Annotated in this window: 11 protein-coding genes, 1 tRNA gene, 1 pseudogene and 1 CRISPR repeat array; of the genes and pseudogenes, 9 read left to right on the top strand and 4 right to left on the bottom strand. The window is 57.1% G+C overall.

What is annotated here, in order from left to right; translation table 11 throughout:
* Positions 1-6: 6 nt before the first annotated feature.
* Positions 7-1,191 (top strand): AI-2E family transporter, encoded by a 1,185-nt coding sequence (locus G494_RS22045; protein ID WP_051305412.1) that lies wholly within the window; start codon positions 7-9, stop codon positions 1,189-1,191.
* Positions 1,192-1,195: 4 nt separating this feature from the next.
* On the opposite strand, the gene G494_RS0105385 is transcribed toward G494_RS22045, so the two are convergent.
* The 3 genes from G494_RS0105385 to G494_RS0105375 are packed head-to-tail and all read right to left on the bottom strand — an operon-like array spanning position 1,196 to position 7,000.
* Positions 1,196-4,867, bottom strand: a complete 3,672-nt coding sequence (locus tag G494_RS0105385; protein ID WP_028583709.1) for an AAA family ATPase — start codon at positions 4,865-4,867, stop codon at positions 1,196-1,198.
* 6 nt (positions 4,868-4,873) lie between these two features.
* Positions 4,874-6,103 carry an exonuclease SbcCD subunit D C-terminal domain-containing protein gene (locus tag G494_RS0105380; RefSeq protein ID WP_028583708.1) on the bottom strand — a complete coding sequence of 410 codons (1,230 nt, stop codon included), beginning with the start codon at positions 6,101-6,103 and terminating at the stop codon, positions 4,874-4,876.
* An 18-nt stretch (positions 6,104-6,121) separates the two neighbouring features.
* Positions 6,122-7,000, bottom strand: a complete 879-nt coding sequence (locus G494_RS0105375; RefSeq protein WP_028583741.1) for a DMT family transporter — start codon at positions 6,998-7,000, stop codon at positions 6,122-6,124.
* A 269-nt stretch (positions 7,001-7,269) separates the two neighbouring features.
* On the opposite strand from G494_RS0105375, the gene G494_RS22040 reads away from it, so the two are divergent.
* From G494_RS22040 to G494_RS0105335, 7 genes are all read left to right on the top strand, one after another.
* Positions 7,270-7,809, top strand: a complete 540-nt coding sequence (locus G494_RS22040; protein WP_035245522.1) for a DUF309 domain-containing protein — start codon at positions 7,270-7,272, stop codon at positions 7,807-7,809.
* Positions 7,810-7,969: 160 nt separating this feature from the next.
* A tRNA-Arg gene (locus tag G494_RS0105360) sits at positions 7,970-8,046 on the top strand.
* 605 nt (positions 8,047-8,651) lie between these two features.
* Positions 8,652-9,686 (top strand): type I-G CRISPR-associated RAMP protein Csb1/Cas7g, encoded by a 1,035-nt coding sequence (gene cas7g, locus G494_RS0105355; RefSeq protein ID WP_028583707.1) that lies wholly within the window; start codon positions 8,652-8,654, stop codon positions 9,684-9,686.
* On the top strand, positions 9,686-10,939 hold the full coding sequence (gene csb2 / locus G494_RS0105350) for a type I-G CRISPR-associated protein Csb2 (RefSeq protein ID WP_028583706.1): 1,254 nt from the start codon (positions 9,686-9,688) through the stop codon (positions 10,937-10,939). The genes cas7g and csb2 overlap by 1 nt, the downstream gene beginning before the upstream one ends.
* A gap of 17 nt (positions 10,940-10,956) precedes the next feature.
* The gene (gene cas3g, locus G494_RS0105345; RefSeq protein WP_028583705.1) at positions 10,957-13,218 is read left to right on the top strand and encodes a type I-G CRISPR-associated helicase/endonuclease Cas3g; all 2,262 of its coding nucleotides are present in this window, start codon (positions 10,957-10,959) and stop codon (positions 13,216-13,218) included.
* On the top strand, positions 13,208-13,906 hold the full coding sequence (locus G494_RS0105340) for a hypothetical protein (protein WP_028583704.1): 699 nt from the start codon (positions 13,208-13,210) through the stop codon (positions 13,904-13,906). The genes cas3g and G494_RS0105340 overlap by 11 nt, the downstream gene beginning before the upstream one ends.
* A 120-nt stretch (positions 13,907-14,026) precedes the next feature.
* Positions 14,027-14,418: a CRISPR direct-repeat array (repeat unit 37 nt; unit sequence GTACCAACCACCTCGGAGGAGGTGGCTACATTGAAGC).
* A 527-nt stretch (positions 14,419-14,945) separates the two neighbouring features.
* Entirely contained in the window at positions 14,946-16,646 is a 1,701-nt protein-coding gene (locus tag G494_RS0105335) for a potassium channel family protein (protein ID WP_028583703.1), read from the top strand.
* Positions 16,647-16,684: 38 nt separating this feature from the next.
* On the opposite strand, the pseudogene G494_RS27135 reads toward G494_RS0105335, so the two are convergent.
* Positions 16,685-16,813 (bottom strand): annotated as a pseudogene (locus G494_RS27135) (IS3 family transposase); the annotation flags it as partial.
* Positions 16,814-18,184: 1,371 nt separating this feature from the next.
* Between G494_RS27135 and G494_RS0105320 the strand changes: the two are divergent.
* A complete protein-coding gene (locus G494_RS0105320) occupies positions 18,185-22,030 on the top strand; it encodes a carbamoyltransferase C-terminal domain-containing protein (protein ID WP_028583701.1) in 3,846 nt (1,281 codons plus the stop codon).
* The last annotated feature ends 81 nt before the right edge of the window (positions 22,031-22,111 follow it).

The following is a 22,111-nucleotide window of genomic DNA, read 5'->3' as shown; positions in this document are numbered from 1 at the left end:
ACCCCCATGAGAAGAGAACTGGTCAACAAGAGTGTCCTTCTGGTTTTGGTCCTCTCCATCTCCCTGCTCTTTCTGAGCATGATCCGGCAGTTTCTGATGCCCATGTTCATGGCCGGACTCTTTTCCGCCATGCTCAGCCCCATGCACCGCTGGCTCAGCTCCAGGCTGGGGGAGCGTCAGAACCTGGCCTCGGTGCTGGTGATCCTGGGAATCGTCCTCCTGGTGCTGATTCCCTTCAGTATCCTGGTGGGCATCGTGGTGGCCCAGGCCGTCAGTGTGAGCGAGTCGGTGACCCCCTGGGTGCAGAGTTTTGTCAGTGAGCCCGGCAAGCTGGCTGTCTACCTGGAACGGATTCCCTACTATCAGCAGCTCCTGGCCTACCAGGGGGTGATCCTGGAAAAGGGCGGGGTGGTGGTGGGCAACATCTCCTCCTTCCTGATCGATTCCCTCTCTTCGGTGACCAAGCTGACCGTGAGCGCCATCTTCAGCAGCGTGATCATGCTCTATGTGATGTTCTACTTCCTCACCTCAGGCAAGGTGCTGCTGGAGAAGATCCTCTATGTGCTTCCGCTCCATGATCGGGATGAGCAGCTGCTGCTCCATCGCTTTACCTCGGTGGCCGGGGCCACCATGAAGGGGACCCTGATCATCGGCATCATGCAGGGCAGCATCTGCGGTATTGCCTTTGCCCTGGCCGGAATCCAGGGCCCGGTCTTCTGGGGTACGGTCATGGCCATCATGTCCATCATCCCGGCCTTTGGTACGGCCATCGTCTGGCTGCCTGCCACGATCATCCTGGCCCTGTCCGGCCACTTCAGCGGGGTGTTGATCCTCCTGGGGCTCTGCGGCGGCCTGGCCGGCAACCTGGACAACGTGGTCCGTCCCCGTCTGGTCGGTAAGGACACGGAGATGCACGACCTCTTTGTCCTCTTCGGTACCCTGGGCGGGATTAGTATGTTCGGTATCCTGGGGATCATCATCGGGCCCATCATCGCGGCCCTGTTCATTACCCTCTGGGAGATCTACGGCAACGTCTTTCACGCCTACCTGCCCGAGGTGGGGGTCTCCATGCGGGCCAGGGCAGAGAAGGAGAAGAAGAGCCGGAAAAAGAAGGATGCCCGGGCCAAGGCCCAGGGCAAACCACTCCTCCCGGAAGAGGGCGCAGAGCAGGGAGAAGTAGAGCAGGCCTGAAGCGTCAGTCGATCCGGCTGCAGCCCGGCCCCTGGAGCAGGCTGGTGCCGCCCGCCTGGGGTGCGACCCGGATCTGGAGACCGATCCGTTCCCGGAGCATGGGCACGTGGGAGATGATGCCGATCAGCTTGCCCTCGTGCCGGAGGGCCGCCAGGGTCTGGAGTGCGGTGTCCAGTGCCTCCTCGTCCAGGGTGCCGAAGCCTTCGTCCAGAAAGAGGGAGTCGATCTGGACCTTGCGGCTGGCCATGGAAGAGAGGCCCAGGGAGAGGGCCAGGCTGACGATGAAGCTCTCCCCGCCGGAGAGATTTCTGGTGGAGCGGATCTCGCCGGCCTGATAGTTGTCCATCACCTGGAGCTCCAGGGGCTGGGCCGGATCACGGAGCAGGGTGTAGCGGTCGTTCATGGCGGCCAGGTGGTGATTGGCGTGACGGATCATCAGCTCAAAGGTGATCCCCTGGGCAAAGATCCGAAATTTTTTACCGTCTGCCGAGCCGATCAGTTGGTGGAGTGCCTGCCAGCGCTCTTCCTCCTGCTGCTGCCTGAGCAGGGCCTGGTACTGCTGAGCCAGTCTGGTCTTGGCACGGTGGTGGTTTTCCAGTCGTTCCCGGTCTGCGCCGATCTGCTGTTGGAGTTGCTGCTGGCGCTCGCTCAGCTCCTGCAGTGCCTCCTCCAGCTGGGGTTGGGGTTGTTCCTGCTCCAGTTCCTGCTGCAGCTGCCCCTGGCGCAGCTGGTGCTCGCTGATCCTGGAGTGGAGTTCGATCTGTTCTTTGTCCAGCCCCTCTTTCAGCTCAGCCAGTTGCCGGAGCTCCTCGGCAGCCAGTTTGGCCCGGTCATAGGCACCAAGGTCGCTGAATCCCTGTTGGCTGAGCAGGGTCTCCAGCCCTTGTTCCTGCTCCTGGGCAGCGCTCTCCAGCCTGGTCAGGGTCGCCGTCATGGTCTCTGCCTGTTCTCCGAGGCCATGGATGGTTTTCTCCAGCTCGATTCGCTGGTTCAGGGTCCGGTTATGGGCCTGCTCCGCCTGCTCCAGGGCCCGGCGGTGGCGCTGTTCCTCCTGATCAGGTGACCTGTCCCCATAGCGTTCTCGCCGTTCTCCGCTCAGTTGCGCCAATTTTTCCCGTACTCTTGCCAATCCCTGTCGTTTCTTGGTGCACTCCTCTTGCTGCACCCCCAGACCGGCCTTGAGCCGCTCCAGCTCACCCTGGACCCGGTTGAGTTTGGCCTGGAGTTGCTGTTCCCTGGCCAGGGCCTGCTTCCACTGCAGGGTTCGTTGGGAAAGCTCGGCAATGAGCTGCTCTGCCTGATCAGCGCCAGAGGGGGCAATCCCAAGGGAGACCAGCTGCCGGCGGAGCCGGTCCAGCTTTTCACCATACTGTTTGCCAAGCTGGGCCAGGGCCTTGTGGTGTTGCTCCTGCTCCTGGCTCATGCTCTGGAAGCGGTGCCGGGCCTCCTGCCGGGCCTGCTGGGCTTTGCTCTGTTGAGAGCCGGCCTCCTCCAGGGAGCGGTTCAGGCTGCGGAGTTGCTCTTCCTGCTCTGCCAGCTTTCTGAGGATGGCGCGGCTCTGTTCCAGTCCTTCTTCGGCCCTGGCCTGGAGGCTGTTGATTCGTTCCAGGGAATCGGCTGTTCCCGGACTGATGGCAAGCTGCCGGTAGCTCTGGCTCAGCTGGCCGGCGATTTCGCTCTGCTCCTGATCCGTCTGTTTGAGGAGCTGCTCTTTATACTCGATATCCTTACCCGTGGAGGCCAGCTGTTCCCGCAGGCCGGTGAGCCGTTGGCGGAGTTGTTCCTGTTCCCTGTGGGCCTGCTCTAATCTCTGCTCTGCATCGTCCACCACAGGCAGCTCAGAGGCCCAGGGGTGGTCTGTGGCGCCGCAGAGGGGACAGGGCTGGTCTGCCTGCAGCCGCTGCCGCTCGGCAGAGAGGTTGATGATCCGCTCTCTGAGCCGTTGGTTTTCGCTGAGCTGGGTGATGAGTTGCTGCTGGGTGGATTCCCGGGCGCTGAGTTCTGTGAACTGTTGGCGGTACTGCTCCAGCCGACTGGTAAAGGCGGCAAGCTCCCGGGCACGTTCTCCCTGGAGTCGGCGCAGCTGCTCCTGCCTGCTGAACAGGGTGCACAGCTGCTCCAGCCGGGTGACAGTGGCGGCCTGGCTTTCAGCCTGCTCATGGAGCCGGCCGCTTTCCCGGCCGGCCAGGAGCTGGCTGCGTTCCAGGCCGAGCTGCTCCCGGGCGGTGAAGAGGCGGAGCCGGGCCTCCTCTGTCCGCTGCACCTGTTCTTCGGTGTGCTGTAGGGTGGTTTTCGCCTGTTGCAGGCTAAGGTCCAGCTGGGCTGCCTTCTGTTTTTCACAGAGTTGTTGTTGCTGCAGCTGGGTGAGCTCGTCGAGCTGCCCCTTGATGTGTGCAAAGTGCTCCACCAGGATGGCGTCAGCCTGGTGCTCTTTGAGGTAGCGGCTGGTTTCCTCCAGCTCCCTGCCTTGCCGGCTCACTGTCTGCTGGAGCCTGGGCAGCTGTTCCTGTCCCTCCTTCAGGCTGGCTTCCAGGGGCTTGAGCGCGCCCTGGCCATCCTGGATCTGGAGTCGATGCTCTTTGATTCTGGTGTCCAGGGCGCGGATCTCTTTGCTGAGGACAGCGTCCTCTTCCAGGGCCTGGCGCGTCTTTTCCAGGCTGTTTTTCTTCTCCTCCAGCAGAGTGGTAAGGGCTGTCAGGGCCTGGCCTTGTTGTTGGTGTTGTTTTTGGCCCTCAAGGAGTTGGTTGCGGACCTGGCCGAGCTGTTCCTGTAGCTGCTGGAGGCGTTTGACCTCCGGGCTGAGTTCCCGGGCCTTGCAAGCCCACTGGTAGCGTTCCAGTTTGTCCTGCGCCTGCCTGCAGCGCTCCTGCCAGGCAGCCAGCTCTGTGCGGGCAGTCTGCAGTTGGGCCTCAACCGCCTGAAGGGAACGATAGCGCTGAAGCGCACTGTTGACGGTATCAAGCCTCTGGCGCTGCCCTGCAGCGCGTTTCAGGCTCTGCTCCAAACCCTGCTGGAGGGTGGTGGCTTCCTCCTCGTCGAGCAGGGTAATGGCCCCGATTTCGGCCTGCATCAGCTCGGTCTTCCGCCGCTCTGCAGCGGTTCGTTCATGGACCTGGATGGAGATCCGGCTGTAGATCTCGGTGCCGGTGAGCTGTTCCAGGATCGGGGCTCGCTGGCCGGCATCGGCATTGAGAAAGGCGGCAAAGTCGCCCTGGGCAAGCAGCATGGAACGACGGAACTGTTCAAAGTCCAGGCCGGTGATCCGTTCCACCAGCAGGCCCACCTCCCTGATCTTGGTCTCCAGCACCGCCCCGTTGCGGGCGTCGGTGATCTCCTGTCTATGCTGCTGAAGTTCGCCGTTGGGGCTGCGTCTGGCCCGGTGTTGACTCCAGTGGCAGCGATAGCGGCCTGCCGTGGTCTCAAACTCCACCTCTGCATAACACTCGCCCGTGGAGCGGGACATGATCTCGTTGTTGGCCCGGGTCACCCGGCCAAGCCTGGGGGTAGCACCGAACAGGGCCAGGCAGATACCGTCGAGCAGGGTGGTCTTGCCCGCCCCGGTGGGCCCGGTGATGGCAAAGATGTCGTTGGCCCCATACTCGGGAGCCGTAAAGTCGACGCACCAGGTCCCCTTCAGGGAGTTGAGGTTCTTGAGCTGGAGTTTGAGGATGCGCATAGGTTGTTACTCGGCGTTACGGTCTTCCTGATTCATGGAGGTCACGATCTCCTGGAAGGCCAGGCGCAGCTCCTCACACCGGTCTGCCGGAAAATCCGTGCCTCCCAGACAGCGCTCAAAGACCTCTTCCACGCTGAGTTCGTCCAGAGACTCGTCGCTCTGCTGCTGGCAGAGGCTGCCCAGGTTGGGGCTGGCGGTGCGGATGGCCAGGATCCGGAGCTCACTCCCCTCCACCGCCTCCAGGAGTTGTTCCCGGAGCAGGCCGGATTCGAGCTGCCCCTGGTGGCGCAGCTCGAGCCAGGCGCTGCTCTTTTCCAGGCGGAGCTGGGCGATACGGTCCAGCAGCTGGGACAGCTCGCCGTGCAGCACCCTAAGTTCCTGGAAGCAGGGGACCGCTACCGGGGTGATGGCGAGTTTGTCCGGGGTGCAGTCCACCTCCAGGATGACCTTCTCCTGACCGGCCTCGTTAAAGCCCATGGCCAGGGGCGCTCCGGAGTAGCGGAGATGTTCCTGGCCCCCCACCCGCTGACTGCTGTGGAGGTGACCCAGGGCCAGGTAGTCGATGGCCGCCGGGAAGCTCCCGGCATCCAGTCGGCCCAGGCCGCCGATGTAGAGCTCGCGAACCCCGTCGCCCTCCACGGTGGTGCCTCCGCTGGTGAAGAGGTGGCCCATGGCCACGATGGGCAGGGGGGCCTCGTTTTGGCGGCGGAGATCGAGCGCTGCCGCGCAGACCCGTTGGTAGTGGGCCTGGATCTCGTGGCGCAGGTTGGCGGCCTTGGTCTCCAGGTCCTCACCGGCCTGGGCGGTACGGATGTCACGGTCCCTTAGGAAGGGGATGGCGCAGACGATCATGGCTGGATCATCGTTTTGGTCCCTGAGCAGGAAGACCTGGTCCGCAGGTTCTTTTTCCGGGGAGCCGATCACCTGGATATTGAACTGGCGGAGGAGTTGGCTTGGGGCCTCCAGGAGGGTGGGGGAGTCGTGGTTGCCGGCAATGATCACCACCTGGCCGCAGCTGGTGGAGGCCAGCCGGTGGAGAAAGCCATAGTAGAGGGCCTGGGCTCGGTTTCCAGGGGTGGCGGTGTCAAAGATGTCGCCGGAGACCAGCAGGGCCTCGATGGCCTCTGCCTCGATGTAGTCGGCCAGCCAGTCGAGAAAGCGCTCAAATTCCTGGTAGCGTTTCTGGCCGTAGAGCCGTTGGCCGATGTGCCAGTCCGAGGTGTGGATGAATCGCATGGGTTGCTCCTGGAGCGGCTATGGCCGCCGGGTGCGGAAGGTGGTCATGACGATGCCGCTGAAGATCAGTACCATCCCCTGGAGGTGGTAGCTGGTCAGGGTCTCATCCAGAAAGAGTACTGCCAGGATGGTGCTGAATACCGGCATCAGGTGGACAAAGGGGCCGGCCTTGTTGGCGCCGATGGCGCGTACTGCCCGGTTCCAGAAGATAAAGGCCAGCACCGAGGCAAAGAGGGCCACGTAGCCCACGGTAATGACGGAGGTCTGGTTCAGGACCATGCTGCGGCCGCCGGCCAGCTCGGCCAGGTACAAGGGCAGGATCCCGACCAGGCCCACCATGACCATGGCCGAGAGGTAGGCAAGGGGGTGGAGCCCCTGGGGGTAGCGCTTGAGGTTGACAGAGTAGAGGGCCCAGAGCAGGGCAGCTGCCAGGACATAGAGGTCGCCCTGGTTGAAGTCGACCTGGAACAGGGTGACCAGCCGACCCCTGGCAATGATCAGCAGCACCCCGCAGAGGGAGAGGCCGACCCCCAGGATCTGGCGGAGAGTGAGCCTCTCCCGGTACATCAGCCAGGAGATGATCACGATCAGGATGGGCATGGAGGAGTTGACCAGCACCGCATTGATGGCCGTGGTGCTCTGCATGGCCAGGTAGATCAGGCTGTTGAAGCCGGTCACCCCCAGGAGTCCCTGGAGGGTGATGAAGCCGAGGTGTTCCCTGGCCAGCTCCCGCTGCCGCCAGAGGTGCTGGACCGCGAAGGGGGAGAGGATCAGCAGGGCCACGGCCCAGCGCCAGAACGACAACCCCATGGGCGGGATGGAGGCGTGCAGCCCCCGGCTGAGGACGAAGTTGCCCGACCAGAACAGGGTGGTGAGGATGAGGAGGAGGTAGGGCATGGAACTCGTCGCTGGTTGTGTTGGAGCCGGTGTGTGCAGCTGTGGCTGGTGCCGGAGGAAGCGCTCTCTGCCGGGCTGCCGGCCGGGATTCCATCGCCCTTGCTCGATTTTGCTCTTCTTGCTGCAAAAAGGGGGAGGGCGGAGACAGCGATTGATGCATAAGGTAATAGCACAGTGCAGAGCACAGTGCACAGTGCCATGGGCTTGCCAGTCCTGTTTAGCGCATATTGGTCTCTGCATCCACTCTTTTTCCAGCCAGGAGAGTGCCCGTGGAAGAAATTAGATTTGAACCCTTTATGGACCGGCTCAGTCGCGATATCCGCAACGATCTCTCCGAATCCCTGGTGGAGGTGCTCAGGCAGCGCCATCTCCGCCCGGCCCGGGAGGTGGCCCAGGGCTACCTGAGTCGCAACCTGGCCTCCTGCTACGGCGATTATATCATCAACCGCCTGTCCCAGTACCAGAGCTCTCTAAAGCAGATAGCCGCCGGAAATGATGACCCCCTCTGGCAGGGGCTGGTCCTCTGGGATCATGGCCTCTTCTTCGAGGTCCACGAGATCCTGGAGCATGCCTGGCTGGGGGCCGGCGGTGAGGAGAAACTCCTGCTCCAGGCCATGATCCGGGCCGCCGGGGTCTATATCAAGCTGGAGCATGGCTACGATGCTGCGGCCCGCAAGATCGCTGATAAGGCCTTGCCTGTATTAGCCCAGAACCGCGAACGCTTGGCCGCCTATATCGATCCGGAGCGTCTTCTGGAGGCCCTGGGGCGGCTTGCGCAGCCGGCCCCGAAACTGCTGCCACCTGCCTGAGAGGGTCCAGAAGGGTGGTCCTGAACCCGGGCTTCATTTTCTCGGCTGAGGATTCAAACAGGGTTGACTTCCGGTAGCTAAAAGGTAATATAGGCAGCCTGTGGAACCATGCACGAGCGACTGCTCAGTCGCCTGTTCTCTATTTTCACCGAAATCTCGCGCGCCCGTAGCTCAGCTGGATAGAGCATCGGACTTCGAATCCGAGAGTCGGGGGTTCGAATCCCTCCGGGCGTGCCAGTATTTAACGGTTTTCGAGGTTTGGAAGAAAATCGAGTTGACACAAATTGACACATATTTTTCGATAAGAGAAAAGCCCTTGACCACGACGGTCAAGGGCTTTTCTTTTGGTACCCTCAAAGATGAGGGTGCCTGCCGGAGAAAGGGGAAGCGCCGTTTACCAGCGGGCGTGACCCGATCTGGTATCGTTGTGGGCAACGGCAGGGTGCTTGCCCAGTGTCCAGGCCGTATTTCCCCTGTTTTTGCCATTAAGCAGCGTTAAGAAACAGTCAGCTGCGTCTAAAAAGTCCACCTAATCTTTGAACAAATTGTCCGGCGCTGGTATATTTAACATCTTGAACTTATAGGATAATTTCTTTTTGCCACAATGTGGCAGATTTGCTTGTGCTTTATTCGCTGGGTAAACGTGGCTTTGCAATGGCTTCAGGGCAACCATAGCTTTTTCATCCAGCGTAAATCGAAGTTCGGATTTAGTGGAAAGAGGTTGACTAGTGCAAATAAATCTGACCCCATTTTTCCTTTAAGAGTTGTCCTAAAATGTCAAAAAACTTTGAGGTGTCTATCGATCCAAGGAGCATTTAACAATAAATTCCAGGAGAGGTGTTATGACTGATGTGGCAATTTCGATTAAGGCGGCGCTCGAATCAATAAACGGGTCCAAACATATTTACCCTGCGACATTTGCAGACACAGGGCACAACCTCGTAGGCTACGACAAGGCGACCGGCAAGGCCGAGGCGGTGCAGGTAGACTCTGTCGGCTCCTTCGCGAATAGAATTGAGGCGGAACTTCATGGCCTTGATATTCTACCCTCAATCACCACCAGCGTCGGTGATCGAGTTCTCTCCGTACACGAGCTCCCACATCGGGTCTATGACGCTATCCTGAGAGACTCCCTCCTCGATGATACCTCTTGGCGACAGTCAGATATCGGTGCAAAAGTTCTGGCCAGTACGACCACTAACGCAACAGCCCTCTACAAACATGCCCCGTTGACACTGCTGCTTGGCGGATGGGATTCACACGGTGGCGACGCCGGCACTGGCTCTAAAATTGCAAGGTCGGTCTCCTGTGAGATCTGGGGCTACGGGGTCCAGACTGCAATGCATTGCACCCAGAGAATTGATCCACTTGGCATCACCGCAGATAACGAAAAACATGCGGTGATTGACGGTATACTGCAGCCTGACACTAGTGGGAAGAAACCCTCAGAACTTGGACATGGAGACGTGCCGAGTTCCGATAAGAAGGGGGTGTTCATTGACAGGATCGAGTTAAACGGGGCGATATCCCTGACTCGTCTCAGTCGGTATCACTTCCCTGACAACAACGGAGACATTGACCAGGAGAGGGATAAGGCAGGTTGTGAGGTGCTCTTCCAGTTGGCGTTGGTGGGAATCGCCAGAGTTATGGATCGGCTGGATCTCCGATCAGGCTGTGAATTGTATACCACCAGCAGGGATGCACAGCTGGTCTCTTCGGACGGCTCAAAAAAACCTGTAGATCTTGACACTGCTACAGACAAACTTCAGGGGGCCATCGCCAAGGCCGCAGAGAAGGGACTGGAGTTTGCAAGTGAACCTGTTCAGTTGAAGGCTGGACCAGCACTGGAGAGGTTGGCAGCAAAAGGAGGTGTCTGATGGATGTAGCGGTCCAGATCGAGTTTCTGGTCACACCTCAATTAGCCAGCCCTTCCGGCCCCAGATACGGTGAGTGGCCTCCAGCACCTGATCGGGTATTCCAAGCCCTTGTTGCAACTGCTGCCGAAACCGGCAAGGATATGGGTGTTCTTACCTGCCTGGAGTCTGCACCTGGGATACAGGCAAGTGAGGCTACCATGTATGCTGCCCCAGTCCGGTTCGTCCCGGAAAATTACCGGAGAAGTAACCGTTATCACCAAGGAGCCAGAAGATACCTGCCAACTGTCCACCCCCAATCCCCTGTGGTTACTTATGTCTGGAGTGACGTCCCTGCCGATGCGGTTGAGCCGTTGCGGGAAATAGTCGAACTCATTACCCACATAGGACGTGCTGCAAGTTTGGCCAGAGGGACACTAGTCGATGCCGAGTCAGTATATATTTCCTGGATCCCCGATGACCAGGGAGAGGTGCTGATGAGGGTACCGTACCAGGGTAGGCTCAACGATCTTGTAGAGTCATTCAACCGGGGAGTGAAAAGTACTCAAGCTCCTGTCTCAGGATACTCAAATACAGCAAATATCCACCCCTCGACAGAGTGGGGCGATTTAATGGTGCTTCGTCCGGAGTATCAGCTGGATCTCTCAAGGGCACCGCAATGGACAGATAAAATGCGCAGAGCAGTCATGAGCAAAGCCAGTGACGATATGCCTGCATTTATTCATGGACATGGTGATCATCGCCATGTTGCCTGGGCAGCGATCCCAGACGTCGGCCACAGGTTTGCCAGTGGCAGGATATTGGGGTTAGGGTGCTGGGTACCATCTGATGTCTCTTTGGAGGAGCGAGGTCTGCTGGGATCCTTACTGATGCGGGTCACCGAACTCAATGGTCTCAAACTCGAGATCGACCAAGTCGGCTTGAAGGGATTGAGAAGGTCTACATGGAGCCGCCCATCTCCCATCTGGTCCACGGTCACACCAATTGCCCTGGATCGATGGCCAAAGAAGACTTTTCCTCCGGAGATGGTCGTGGCGAACAGTCTGAGTGCCATGGGGTTGCCCAAGCCGGAAAGGATCATGTGCAGTAATCATTCTCAAGTAAAAGGTGCCGCCAATGCCAGGAAGTACCCATCACGACGTGGCAATCGATTCATCACCCATGCGCTGATCGAGTGGGCGGAACCGATAGTAGGTCCATTGTTGATCGGGGCCGATCGGTACTTCGGCGGTGGCCTATGTCGCCCGCTAAGTTAATTAAGGGAGGAGCAGACTTGGATTTTTTTAATTGGTATCAAGAGAATCATGGCTATCCTCCATTCCCCTGGCAGGCACATCTGGCTAATAAAATTGCCGATGGTCAATTTCCCTCATCCATATCGGTTCCCACTGGCTGTGGTAAAACGGCGATCATCGCGATATGGCATTGGGCCGCCCTGCATGAAATTGATGTGCCCAAGAGGCTGATATATATAGTCGACCGAAGACTGATTGTTGATAGTGTCACCGATTACGCTAAGGAGCTTGGGTGCAATGTGGTCAAGATGCGTGGCGGGGTGACGATCGACAACAGCTGGATGATGGAGCCGAACAAGCACTCGGTGATTGTCTCCACCGTTGATCAGGCTGGGTCGAGGTTGTTATGGCGGGGCTATGGGGTTAGCAGTCGAGTGGCGCCGATACATGCCGCCCTGATCGGGAACGATGCCCTTCTGGTCCTTGATGAAGCCCACATATCCACTCCATTTGCCAAGACGCTGGAGGCCATCATAAAGCTGCGAGTCGAAGAGGCACATTCTTGGCATGTAATTGCCATGACAGCGACGCCCATTGGAGAGGGAGAGACACTCTCTTTGTCTGATGAGGATCATGTTCATCCCGTCGTTAAGAAGCGTTTAGAGAGTAAAAAATGGGCCCGTCTCGTCAAGAGTGATAGGGCCGGTTTTGTTACCAAGATGGTAGCGGAAGCGAAAGGGCTCCAGCAGGACATTGAAGGGGTTGTGGGTGTCATCTGTAACACCACTAAATATGCTAGACAGGTGTTTGAGAGGCTGGGAGGTGATAAGGTGCTTCTCACCGGGAGAATCAGATTTGTTGATAAGGACAGGATCCTGGCTGAGTATTTGCCACGGATTTTGAGCGGTAGCCGGGAGGATCGCCGGCCCTTGTTTGTAGTTGCGACACAAACTATCGAGGTCGGAGCAGACCTGGACTTTGATGCTCTAGTTACTCAGAGTGCTACGATTGATGCCCTGAGGCAGAGATTTGGCCGTCTGGACCGGCTTGGGGAGCTTGGTAGTTCTAGTGCAGTGGTTGTTCATGAAAAACTGGCAAAGAGTGAAGAGTGTAGAGTTTATGGGAAATCCCTGCTCAACAAGACGATGGCGTGGCTGAATAAAGCTCAGACCGGCAAGGGCAAGAACAAAGGTGTCGACTTTGGTATTTCTGCTATGGACAAGGTCTTGGCGGAAACATCCCCACCGCAACGGGATGTCGAGGAGGTTAGACCTTTTACTGCTAGTGATTTGAGACAACTTCGGCAGACGAATCCACAGGTGGAAGTAGATATTGCCTCGTGGCTCCATGGTGAGAATTCGGACACGATCAGTGTCTCTGTAGTTTGGCGAGCTGATCTTGATGCTCCCGTCGACCAGTGGGTAGACATTGTCGACGCTGCCCCACCAGTCATGGCAGAGGTAATGCCTTGCCCCTATTATGAGGTCCGGCAGTGGCTAGGCAGGCGATATGTTGTGGTCGGCGAGAATGTTGTCAGAGGGCTGAATATCAAGCCAGGGGACCTGGTTGTGGTGCCTGCCGGGTATGGGGGCTATGGAGAGTGGGGGTGGAATCCTGGTAGTCGCGAACCAGTCGAGGACATTGGGAATCGAGTAGGAGCAAGGATCAGGCTCATCGGGGCAACAGAGGAGGACGATGTTGACTCCTTGCTCGACCAGTTAGATCTGGAAGTGAAGAATCCGGTAGCGACACCATACCCCAGAGGTTTGGTTATAACATCATCAAATCCACGAACCAATGGCCGGGAGGTTCAACTTGAAGAGCATCTGGCCGGTGTAGGAGATGTGGCTAGTGCACTGACGGATGAACCTGTAGTTCATGAAGCTTCTCGTCTCCACGACATCGGAAAGCAGGATCCAAGGTTTCAGGTGCTGTTAGGTTCCCGTGAGAAAGTGCTAGCTAAGTCGGGACATCCATCCCCCTGGGCAGCACGTATTGCTCGTGAGTGGTCTGGTTTACCCAAGGGGTGGCGTCATGAAGTAGCTTCGGTGACAATGTTGCCAGATAACTCTTCAGACCTGCTCAAGTACTTGGTAGCAACCCATCATGGATATGCCCGGGTAGTGTTGCCTATCGGCGGTGATGAGTCACTGTGGAATAAAGCTGGTGGACCAACCTGGGGAAACATGACGGACCGGCTAAACGAAGAATACGGTGCCTGGGGCTTGGCCTACCTCGAAGCCCTGGTTCGCCTTTCAGACTGGATTCAGAGTGAACAGGAGCAAAACAATGCAGTATGAGATGGTCGGGCTGAGAGAAGATAACACACAAGGGTGGCTGGCCGCAGTCGGGGTCATATACATACTCGACCGATCCGGTGTTGACGTCCAGATGTACTGGTGTGAAAAACATCCTATTATTCTTGGATATAATGAGCAGGAGGTGATCGACATCCTGGTTGAGTATCTAAATCAGGGTAGTGATATCTTGGATAATCTACCCACAGGGTTCAGGGGTGAAAAAGCAGCCCTTGATCGTACTGCTGGAAGGGTCAGCTTTACAGGAGTGATCAAGCAAATGCTGGGAAGCGTTGAACGGAACAATATCGAGGAGGGGCTCAATCACCCATGGGTGAACAAGGATAACGTGACCAGTCTGGGCTGGGATCCTATTTCGGTTAAATTATCTGCAAACTCTGGCGGCGATAAAGCCCCTGACTCGTCACCTCACCGTGGTGTTCTGGCTGGCCAATGGTTGGCGGCGGAGTCACTTCCGGTGACAGGGGCAGGTCCGCGCAGAGATTATTATAGCTGGGTAACGTGGTCCGTCCCATTGGATATGGGGGGAGTGAGGGCTGTGGCACAGGCCCAGACCACTGATTGGGGCGGGGTCCGCTATTCGGCCAATGTCGCTCGCAATGGCCAGATGGGCTACTTTGAACCTGCGCGAACCGATATTACCCATAAAATCCAGGGAGGATCGCGATGATGGAAAAACAACAAGTTATGTTGATATGAGCAATGGATAAGGAAATACCGAGAAGCTGTGAGATAGGTTCGCTTTCTTTCTGGTTAATTATTTGAAATAAAATACATTTATTTGATAGCAGTACCAACCACCTCGGAGGAGGTGGCTACATTGAAGCGATCCACTGCAGGGCACTGGGCGCCGTTGACGTATGTACCAACCACCTCGGAGGAGGTGGCTACATTGAAGCTTCGATCCGTAATAGCACCAACCGGTGTTTAGGGTACCAACCACCTCGGAGGAGGTGGCTACATTGAAGCAAGCAGGGCGGGATGGAGCCACCGTCGTTCACCAGTACCAACCACCTCGGAGGAGGTGGCTACATTGAAGCGAGATACTGTTTGAAGACAATACAGATACGCCCTAGTACCAACCACCTCGGAGGAGGTGGCTACATTGAAGCTTATCCGGAACGTCCATATACTTCGAGTCCCCGGTACCAACCACCTCGGAGGAGGTGGCTACATTGAAGCTGGACATCGATGCCGCAGGTGATGGCGATGGTGTTGTACCAACCACCTCGGAGGAGGTGGCACGCGAGACTGGCCACCGAGACGGGGCCGGACCATGCTATCTGTTCAATATTAAAGGGTAAAGACAGACGCGTCTTCGTGTAGCTGCTTAATTTCATTAGGGTGAGAGAGTCATTTTGGCAACAAGATAGTTTATCAACGGCCTTTACGGTTAGAATTTGGGGAAATGGTAGCGGGGAGGCAACACTTTTATACCACTGAACGTTACGGGGACAGGATACCTAACTCAACCGAATGAGGTATCCTGTCCCCGGAACTCACAAAGAGAACCCTCTATGCACCGCAAAGAGAACCTGCGTCAGAGGGTCTCCAGGCCCTGAAATAGTGCTCGGTTGAACGGTAGAAAATGTCCGGCTGTCGATTTGAGCCATGGATAAATAAGCCGAAAACGGCTAACTTTAACCCATTGCAGTCATATGCCTGGTGTCCTGAGGACCGGTAATCATAACCCCAGCCCGTAACCATTGATGAAAACCCTGGCAAGCCAACTTATCTTTTTCTTTCGCCATAAAACAGCACAGCGAAACTTTGCCGTGCTATGGAAATTTTTCACCTTTCTCTTTTTTGTCATCTGCCTCTACTCGGTACTGTTCCACGTACTGATGATCTATGAAGGTCGCGACTTCAGCTGGATCACCGGTGTCTATTGGACCATGACAGTCATGTCCACCCTCGGTTTCGGCGATATCACCTTCCACAGCGACCTTGGCCTCCTCTTTACAATGATCGTTCTTTTCTCCGGAGTGCTGTTCCTGCTGATCATGCTGCCGTTTATCTTTATCCAGTTTTTTTACACCCCTTGGCTGGAAGCCCAGGAGCGTGCAAAAATCCCCAGGGTTTTGCCGGAGCACATGAACAACCATGTCATCCTGACCAGCCATGATCCCATCTCCATAAGACTGATCGAGCGGCTGACTAAATATGAGATCCCATATGCCCTGGTGACGCCCGACCATCAGCTGGCCAACGAACTGCATGACCTTGGCTACATGGTGGTGATCGGCGAGCCCGATAAACCGAGCACCTACGAAGCGCTGCGTATCGCCGACGCCTCTCTCGTGGTGGTCACAAATGACGACCTCATCTCCACCAATATCTGTTTTACCATCAGAGAGGTGGACGGGGTGGTACCCATCGTTACCAACGCCGACAGGGAGCATTCAATCGATATCCTTGAATTTTCAGGGAACACGAGTGTTTTCCAGTTTACGAACATGCTTGGGACACAGCTGGCGAAACGAACCCAGGGCGTGAGCATGACCGCCAATATCATTGGTCGATTTGAAGAACTCATGATCACGGAAATGCCGGTCAAGGAGAGTGAGCTGGTCGGGAAGACCTTGCTTGAGGCAAACATCAGGAGCCTGACCGGCGTGACGGCGATCGGTTTAATGCAGAAAGGCATCTTCAGCCCATCGGCGCCCAACACGATCATGACAGGGGATACCATCCTGGTGCTATCCGGAACGGTACAACAACTCAAGACCTTTGAAGACCGTTTCGGCGTCGACTGCTGCGGGCCCGACGCAACCAATCATGTTCTGATCCTCGGCGGAGGACGGGTCGGGCTCTCTGCCGCCAAGACCCTGACCGAACACGGCATCAATTACCGGATAGTTGAAAAACGTCCCCTCAAGGTCACCTATCAGAACGAGGAACAGTTCACTATCGGCGATGCGGCGGACATCAACACCCTGGAAGCCGCAGGCATTAAAACAGCAAGGTCGGTTATCGTCACCACCCACAGTGATGACATGAATATCTACCTGACGTTTTATTGCCGACAGTTGCGGCCGGATATCCAGATCATCAGCCGTTCCATCCTCGAACGCAACGTCTCCAAGCTCCATTCAGCAGGTGCGGATCAGGTTATGTCCTATGCCTCCCTGGGGGCGGGAACCATCTTTCAGTTACTCAGACCAAATGAGGTCTCTCTGTTTACCGAAGGACTTATCGTGTTCAACAGGAAAGCCGGTACCTATTTCCATGGCCGTTCCATCATGGAGAGCGGGGTGAGGGACAAGACCGGCTGCAGCATCGTTGCCCTCAGGCGAAACGGCCGCCTCCAGGTCAGCCCCGAACCGGAAACCATCCTTGTTGCAAACGACGAGCTGATATTTATAGGCACTGCAGATAACGAGGAACTGTTCCTCAGGCTCACGCAATAGAGATGGGGTGGATCCTCGCTCAGCTGCCGCTTTCAGGTGGTTGGCTGACTGGGATGAACCTCGAACTGTTGAGCCAGTGCGGCCAGAGTCGTGTCACCAGCTATGGCGGCCAAGGCAACCTTTGCCTTAAAGGCTGCCGAGTGTTCCCTTTGGGTACGCTTTGTCATTGTGCTGATCCTTTTTGAGCCTGCTTCAGGGCTCTATAGGGAGCAGGTTTTCCACTTCAGGGCTTGGCCGGATTTTTGCCGCCACCTGCTTCTTTTGTAAGTGCGCACCGTTCAGCTTGCGAAGGCTGAGCAGCTAAGCGTCTTGGAGGACCGTTTTCTGAAAGCGTTTACAGATGGTGTTTTTCCGTGGCCGCCTTGCTTTCGTCCTGTTATGCCTCTATAATACGGATTGCAAGATAGAATTCGGCAAGGGCTGGCTTGGCAGGATCTATCGACGAGAAGTTGCGGCTGCCAGTTGTGGCTGCCAGTTGCTGTTGCCTTTCCCCGCTCCTTTCAGGGTGGTGAGATACAAGGTATCCTCTGATTCGAGAGAGCCAGGGTGCTGGGGGGCAACTTCTCCTGATACTTCCCTGTCAAGTTTCCTGCCTTCAGGGTAGCCTCAATGCCACCTTGAAAAATTGCTTTTTCTTCCAATCTCGGCGTTGCACTCAAAATTTTATCCTCGGAATATCAGATATATGCCTGTGGTGAAATTTATCGCGCGCCTTGACCTTGAGCGAAAAATCAAATTTTTCAGGGTAGCCTCAAGAGATTCCAGTTCAGCCTCCTTGAGAATCAGCGATTCCTGAGTCACTTTCTCTTTCATCCCGTACAACAGGGTCGACCCCGGGAAGGGGCCATAGCTTGTGGTGAAGCCATACGCTCGCACGCCGCTTATTGAGCTAAAAACGTTTTTTTAAGATGTTGTCCGGCCGGGTTTGACCTGGAGGGCCTTTTTTGCCGGTAGAGACAGGCAGAGCTGGTTTTGTGCTTTCCTCGGTCCGGTTTTTATGGTTTTGCCTGGTGTGCCATCCGCCAACAGGGGACTCGATGCCACCTCCTTTGATTGCTGTTTCAGATGGTACGCTGAACCCCGGAGAACCCTATGCTTTGGCAGGATTTGCCAACATTGCCAAGCTCTTCCGTCAGATGGAAAAGTCCAATCTTGTGTTTGATGATTCTTTCGTTACCATGTACCATGGGGGTTGGTGCCGTTAGTGTCGTCAGCGCCTAAGGTTTTATCTTATGGTTTTCCGCAGCTCCATAACTAGCATGAGGTCTTGTCCTTTCAAGAACACAACCTGCCGGGCCGGGTCTGAAGCAACCTGGATGATTCCTCCGGCGACCTTGCAAGTTGCTTTTTCTTCCAATCTCTGCGTTATGGTAAAGATTTTATCCTCGGAGTATCCGTTAGATGTCTGCGGTAAAAAAAAACATGCCTCGGCATGGCTGCGCTTATCTGATATTGATCGAAAAATTTCATTTTTCAAAGTACCCCTCTGTCTTTTTTGACATGCGGGGGTGAAGTCAACAAATTTTCAAGAGGCTGCAATGTCGGAATACCATTTGGGATTGAATTTGGGGCACGACCGGGCCGCGGCCCTGGTGCGAGACGGAAAGATTGTCGTCGCCATCCACCAGGAACGTCTGGATCGCCTTAAGCACAGCCTCGGCTTTTTACACCAGGATTGTCATGATCCGGCGAAGATTCAGTTGCCCCACGAAGCGATCCAGTACTGCCTGAAGAGTTGCGGCATTCAGCTGGCCGATGTCGCCACCATCAGCGCTAATATGCCCGGCGTTGACCAGGGTTCAGCGATTCTTCAGCGCAGCTTACCGCCTGAGTTCATGGAGAAGATCCTCACCCCGCCAAGCCATCATCGTATGCACGCCTATTCGGCCTACTGGCCTTCCGGATTTGAGGAGGCGCTGGTCTTTGTGGTGGATGCCTCTGGCAGCAGCCATGAAGGCATGACCGAATCCTACACCCTCTCCACTGCCTGCGGCGAGAAGATCAGGACCCTGCATGAGGAACGGGTACCGTCTCATCTGGCCACCCTCTCCACCCTTGGTTTCGTGTATGAGTATGTCAGCCGTAAGGCTGGTTTTGTGACCCAGGTCGGCTCCATCCATATCCCCGAGGCAGGCAAGCTGATGGGGCTGGCAGCCTACGGCGGTCCCCAGGACCACTGGCAGCGCTGGATACGACCCTGTCCCGAGAGTTATCATCTGGATATTTCGCCATACGAGATCTTTTTGGAGATCGCGGCACTGGAGAAACGCTACGACGACGGTCAGGGAGAACCCTACCTGCGACCCTACCTGGTCGATCTGGCCTGGAAGGTCCAGCACGAACTCGAGCAGGCCCTGCTGCACATTGTCGGCCGGGCCGTGAAGGAGACCGGTCTGCGCCGGCTCTGCCTCGCCGGTGGGGTCACCCTCAATTCGGTTGCCAACTATAAGCTGCTCCGCGAGCTGGACCTGGAAGACATCTTCATTTTCCCGGCAGCCGGGGATGCCGGTATCGCAGCCGGTTGCGCCCTCTGGGCCTATGCCGAGCACGAGGGGGGGCGGCGCCGCGAGCGTCTGCGCCATGCAGCCTTGGGTCATGCCTGGGACGAGGAATCCCTCGGGCAGGCGCTTGAACCTTACGCAGATCAGATCCAGGTCGAGCAGCTGCCCGAGGAGCAGGTGGTCGTCCAGACCGCAGAGGCCCTGGCCAAAGGCTACGTGGTCGCTCGGTTTGAGGGCGGCTCTGAATTCGGCCCCCGTGCCCTTGGGGCTCGCTCCATCCTTGCTGATCCGACCTTCAGACAGATGAAGGATATTCTCAATGCCCGGGTGAAGTTTCGTGAGCCTTTCCGTCCCTTTGCCCCGGTTATCCCTGCAGAAGAAATCGCCGAGGTCTTCGAGCAGGAGGTGCCTTCGCCTTTTATGCTGGTGGTCTCCCAGATCAAGTCTGAATACCATGAGCAGATTCCAGCGGTAACCCACTGTGACGGCTCGGGTCGAGTGCAGACCGTGACGGCAGAGGATAATCCTTTTTTTCATCGTCTCTGTCGGCAGATGGGTGTCTTGCGTGAAGGCCCGCCGATCATCCTGAACACGAGTTTCAATATCGCCGGCCAGCCCATTGTGGAAACCCCGGAAGAGGCCATCCAGACCTTCCTCGATACCAACATCGACTATCTTTTTCTCGAGAATTATCGGATCACCAAGCGGGATGTTCCTGTGCTCGATTACGAGCACCATCTGGCAAAGGTGAACGATGCTGTCCTTCCCCAGGGACTGCCGGGCGCCCAGGAAGCGGTCACCGGGTTGATGCGCCAGTTGGATCGAGCCCTGTTCTTTGGAGAAGCGGAGAGCTGTCCCTGGACCATGGAGGAGCTGCGTACCCTCTCCCGGGAGGGAGCCCTCTTCAAGGAAACGAGCCGAGAGTTCTCGGACAGCCCCTATGGCCGCCTCCTGCACAGCCGGCTCTCCCCGACGGTCGCGCTCCTGCTCGATCCTCTCAACGGTTCGCACCTGGTCGAGACCAGCGCCCATGACCAGGCTCTCCTCCTCTCCTGGCCCGAGGTGGGGCTCTTGCAGGCGCTGCTTAAGGGAGATCGTCCCCTGTTGGAACGTCTGCGTCTGGAGCGCCAGTGCACCACCCAGGCCTGGGCCAGGCAGATTGCCACCATGGCCGGGCAGCTGCGTGGTTTCAGCCTTGCCCCGCAGAAGGCTCATCCAGGCGATATCGGCCCGCCAGCCAGGGAGATGGAACTTCCCGGGCCGGTTCAACTGACGCTCGAACCTTTTGTTGACGAGGATTTTCAGCTCTGCTCCACCCTGGCCTTACTGCGCACCCTGCTCGATACGGCAGGATACGACGAGACCGCCATCTGCACCCTGCTCGGCCTGGACTCCCTCCAGTGCATCGAGCCCACTCATCTCCATTATTACGATCGATTCCAGCTGGCAGAGACACCTCTTGCAGACCTGGTTCGTCTCTTTCTGCTTCGGGTTGCCCTGCCAGGGGCCAGACTTCGCAGCCTGTTCGGGGAGGAACTGTTCAATACGCTTTCCAGTCTTGGTCTCTTCTATCCCTGCGGTGAACGCTGGGCCTCCCGTGTCGATCTCTACAGTGTCGAGGGGCTCTACCTGGTCACCGATCATCGCTACATGCTCGACGAGGAAGATCGCCTGACGGAAACCCCTGTGATGTACATCGGTCTGGATAGTCGAGGCCTGGTCCATGCGGCGCCGCGCAGGCCCTGCGCCAAACTGCTTGATCTCTGCACCGGTTCGGGGGTACAGGCCCTCTCGGGCAGTCGTTATGCCACAGAGGCGGTGGGGGTGGATCTGAACCCGCGTGCCGTGCGTTTCGCCCGCTTCAATGCCCAGCTCAACGGTATTCACAACGTGCGTTTTCTTCAGGGGGATCTCTACGATAGCTTCCAGCACGAGACCTTTGACATCATCCTGGCCAATCCACCCTTTGTGCCGAGCCCCTACAGTGAGCTGCGCTACCGTGACGGCGGCTGTACAGGGGAAAGGGTCCTCGGGCGGATCATCGGTGAAGCCGCCGCCTATATGAATCCCGGGGGGCAGCTGCACATCGTGAGCGACCTGGTGGATATCGATGGCTATGGGGCCAAGCTGCACCGCTGGTGGCAGGGCGGGCCAAGCCATCAGCTTGTTCTCGGCACCGCCGACCGTGATGAAATCCTGTTTTCTGTGCCGCACAGTCACGCCCCCTTTGGCCAGAGCTTTGCTGCCTACAATGCGGAGCTGGAGACATGGCTGCGCAACTACCAGGATGCAGGAATCAAGGCGGTAAATTTCGGCTATATCTTCATCAATACGCTGGCCAGCGGGGAGGATGGGAGCTACTTCTACCGGGTCATCCATAATCCCCTGCGTCCCATCCATCAGGAGGTGGCGAGTTATTTCAGACAGCGACAACGGTTTGCTGACTACAATACGGGAAAAAACACCCGGCTTTCCCTGCGACTCAGGCCCGGTCTCAGGTTTCGGGTCGAGTTCGATCCTGCCGGCGGCGGCCAACAGGTGGAGCTCTACGTCCCCGACAACCCCTATTTCACGACATACCTGGTGAACGAGGCCGTGTATCAGGAGTTACAGTACATCAATCATTACCAACCGTGTCTGGAGGTGTTCACGGACAAGGTCCAGCGTAGCCGGATCAGCGAGTTGGTTCTCAAGGGGGTGCTTGAGCTGGCAGAGCCCGGACTCCGGAGGGGGAACGTTTCGGGTGGCGGGCGAGGAATCTTTCCTGGGCCGGGCCTAGGACCCCGAGTGTTTGCTCAGCCCGATGGAGAACAGCCGCCACTGGATATCCGGGAGCTGGAGACCAAGACTACGCCGACCTGCCTGTCTTCCTATCTCACCTAATCCTTGCTCCGGAGCCTATCTCAATGATAAGCTGATTTTTTGGCGAGGCCCGGCAGGCGCCTGAAAAAATCTGGCCGAGAA

This window comes from Desulfogranum mediterraneum DSM 13871 (genome assembly GCF_000429965.1).
In the GTDB taxonomy this organism is placed as follows: Bacteria; Desulfobacterota; Desulfobulbia; order Desulfobulbales; family Desulfobulbaceae; genus Desulfogranum; species Desulfogranum mediterraneum.
The sequence above is the reverse complement of the archived record's forward strand: the minus strand, read 5'-3'. Positions and strand labels throughout refer to the sequence as shown.

Bases quoted from the DNA above. Each gene is read 5' to 3' on its own strand.
- G494_RS22045 (WP_051305412.1), top strand. From the start codon at position 7: ATGAGAAGAGAACTGGTCAACAAGAGTGTCCTTCTGGTTTTGGTCCTC.
- G494_RS0105380 (WP_028583708.1), bottom strand. From the start codon at position 6,103: ATGCGATTCATCCACACCTCGGACTGGCACATCGGCCAACGGCTCTAC.
- G494_RS0105320 (WP_028583701.1), top strand. From the start codon at position 18,185: ATGTCGGAATACCATTTGGGATTGAATTTGGGGCACGACCGGGCCGCG.
- G494_RS0105340 (WP_028583704.1), top strand. From the start codon at position 13,208: ATGCAGTATGAGATGGTCGGGCTGAGAGAAGATAACACACAAGGGTGG.
- csb2 (WP_028583706.1), top strand. From the start codon at position 9,686: ATGGATGTAGCGGTCCAGATCGAGTTTCTGGTCACACCTCAATTAGCC.
- cas7g (WP_028583707.1), top strand. From the start codon at position 8,652: ATGACTGATGTGGCAATTTCGATTAAGGCGGCGCTCGAATCAATAAAC.
- G494_RS0105375 (WP_028583741.1), bottom strand. From the start codon at position 7,000: ATGCCCTACCTCCTCCTCATCCTCACCACCCTGTTCTGGTCGGGCAAC.
- G494_RS0105335 (WP_028583703.1), top strand. From the start codon at position 14,946: ATGAAAACCCTGGCAAGCCAACTTATCTTTTTCTTTCGCCATAAAACA.
- G494_RS0105385 (WP_028583709.1), bottom strand. From the start codon at position 4,867: ATGCGCATCCTCAAACTCCAGCTCAAGAACCTCAACTCCCTGAAGGGG.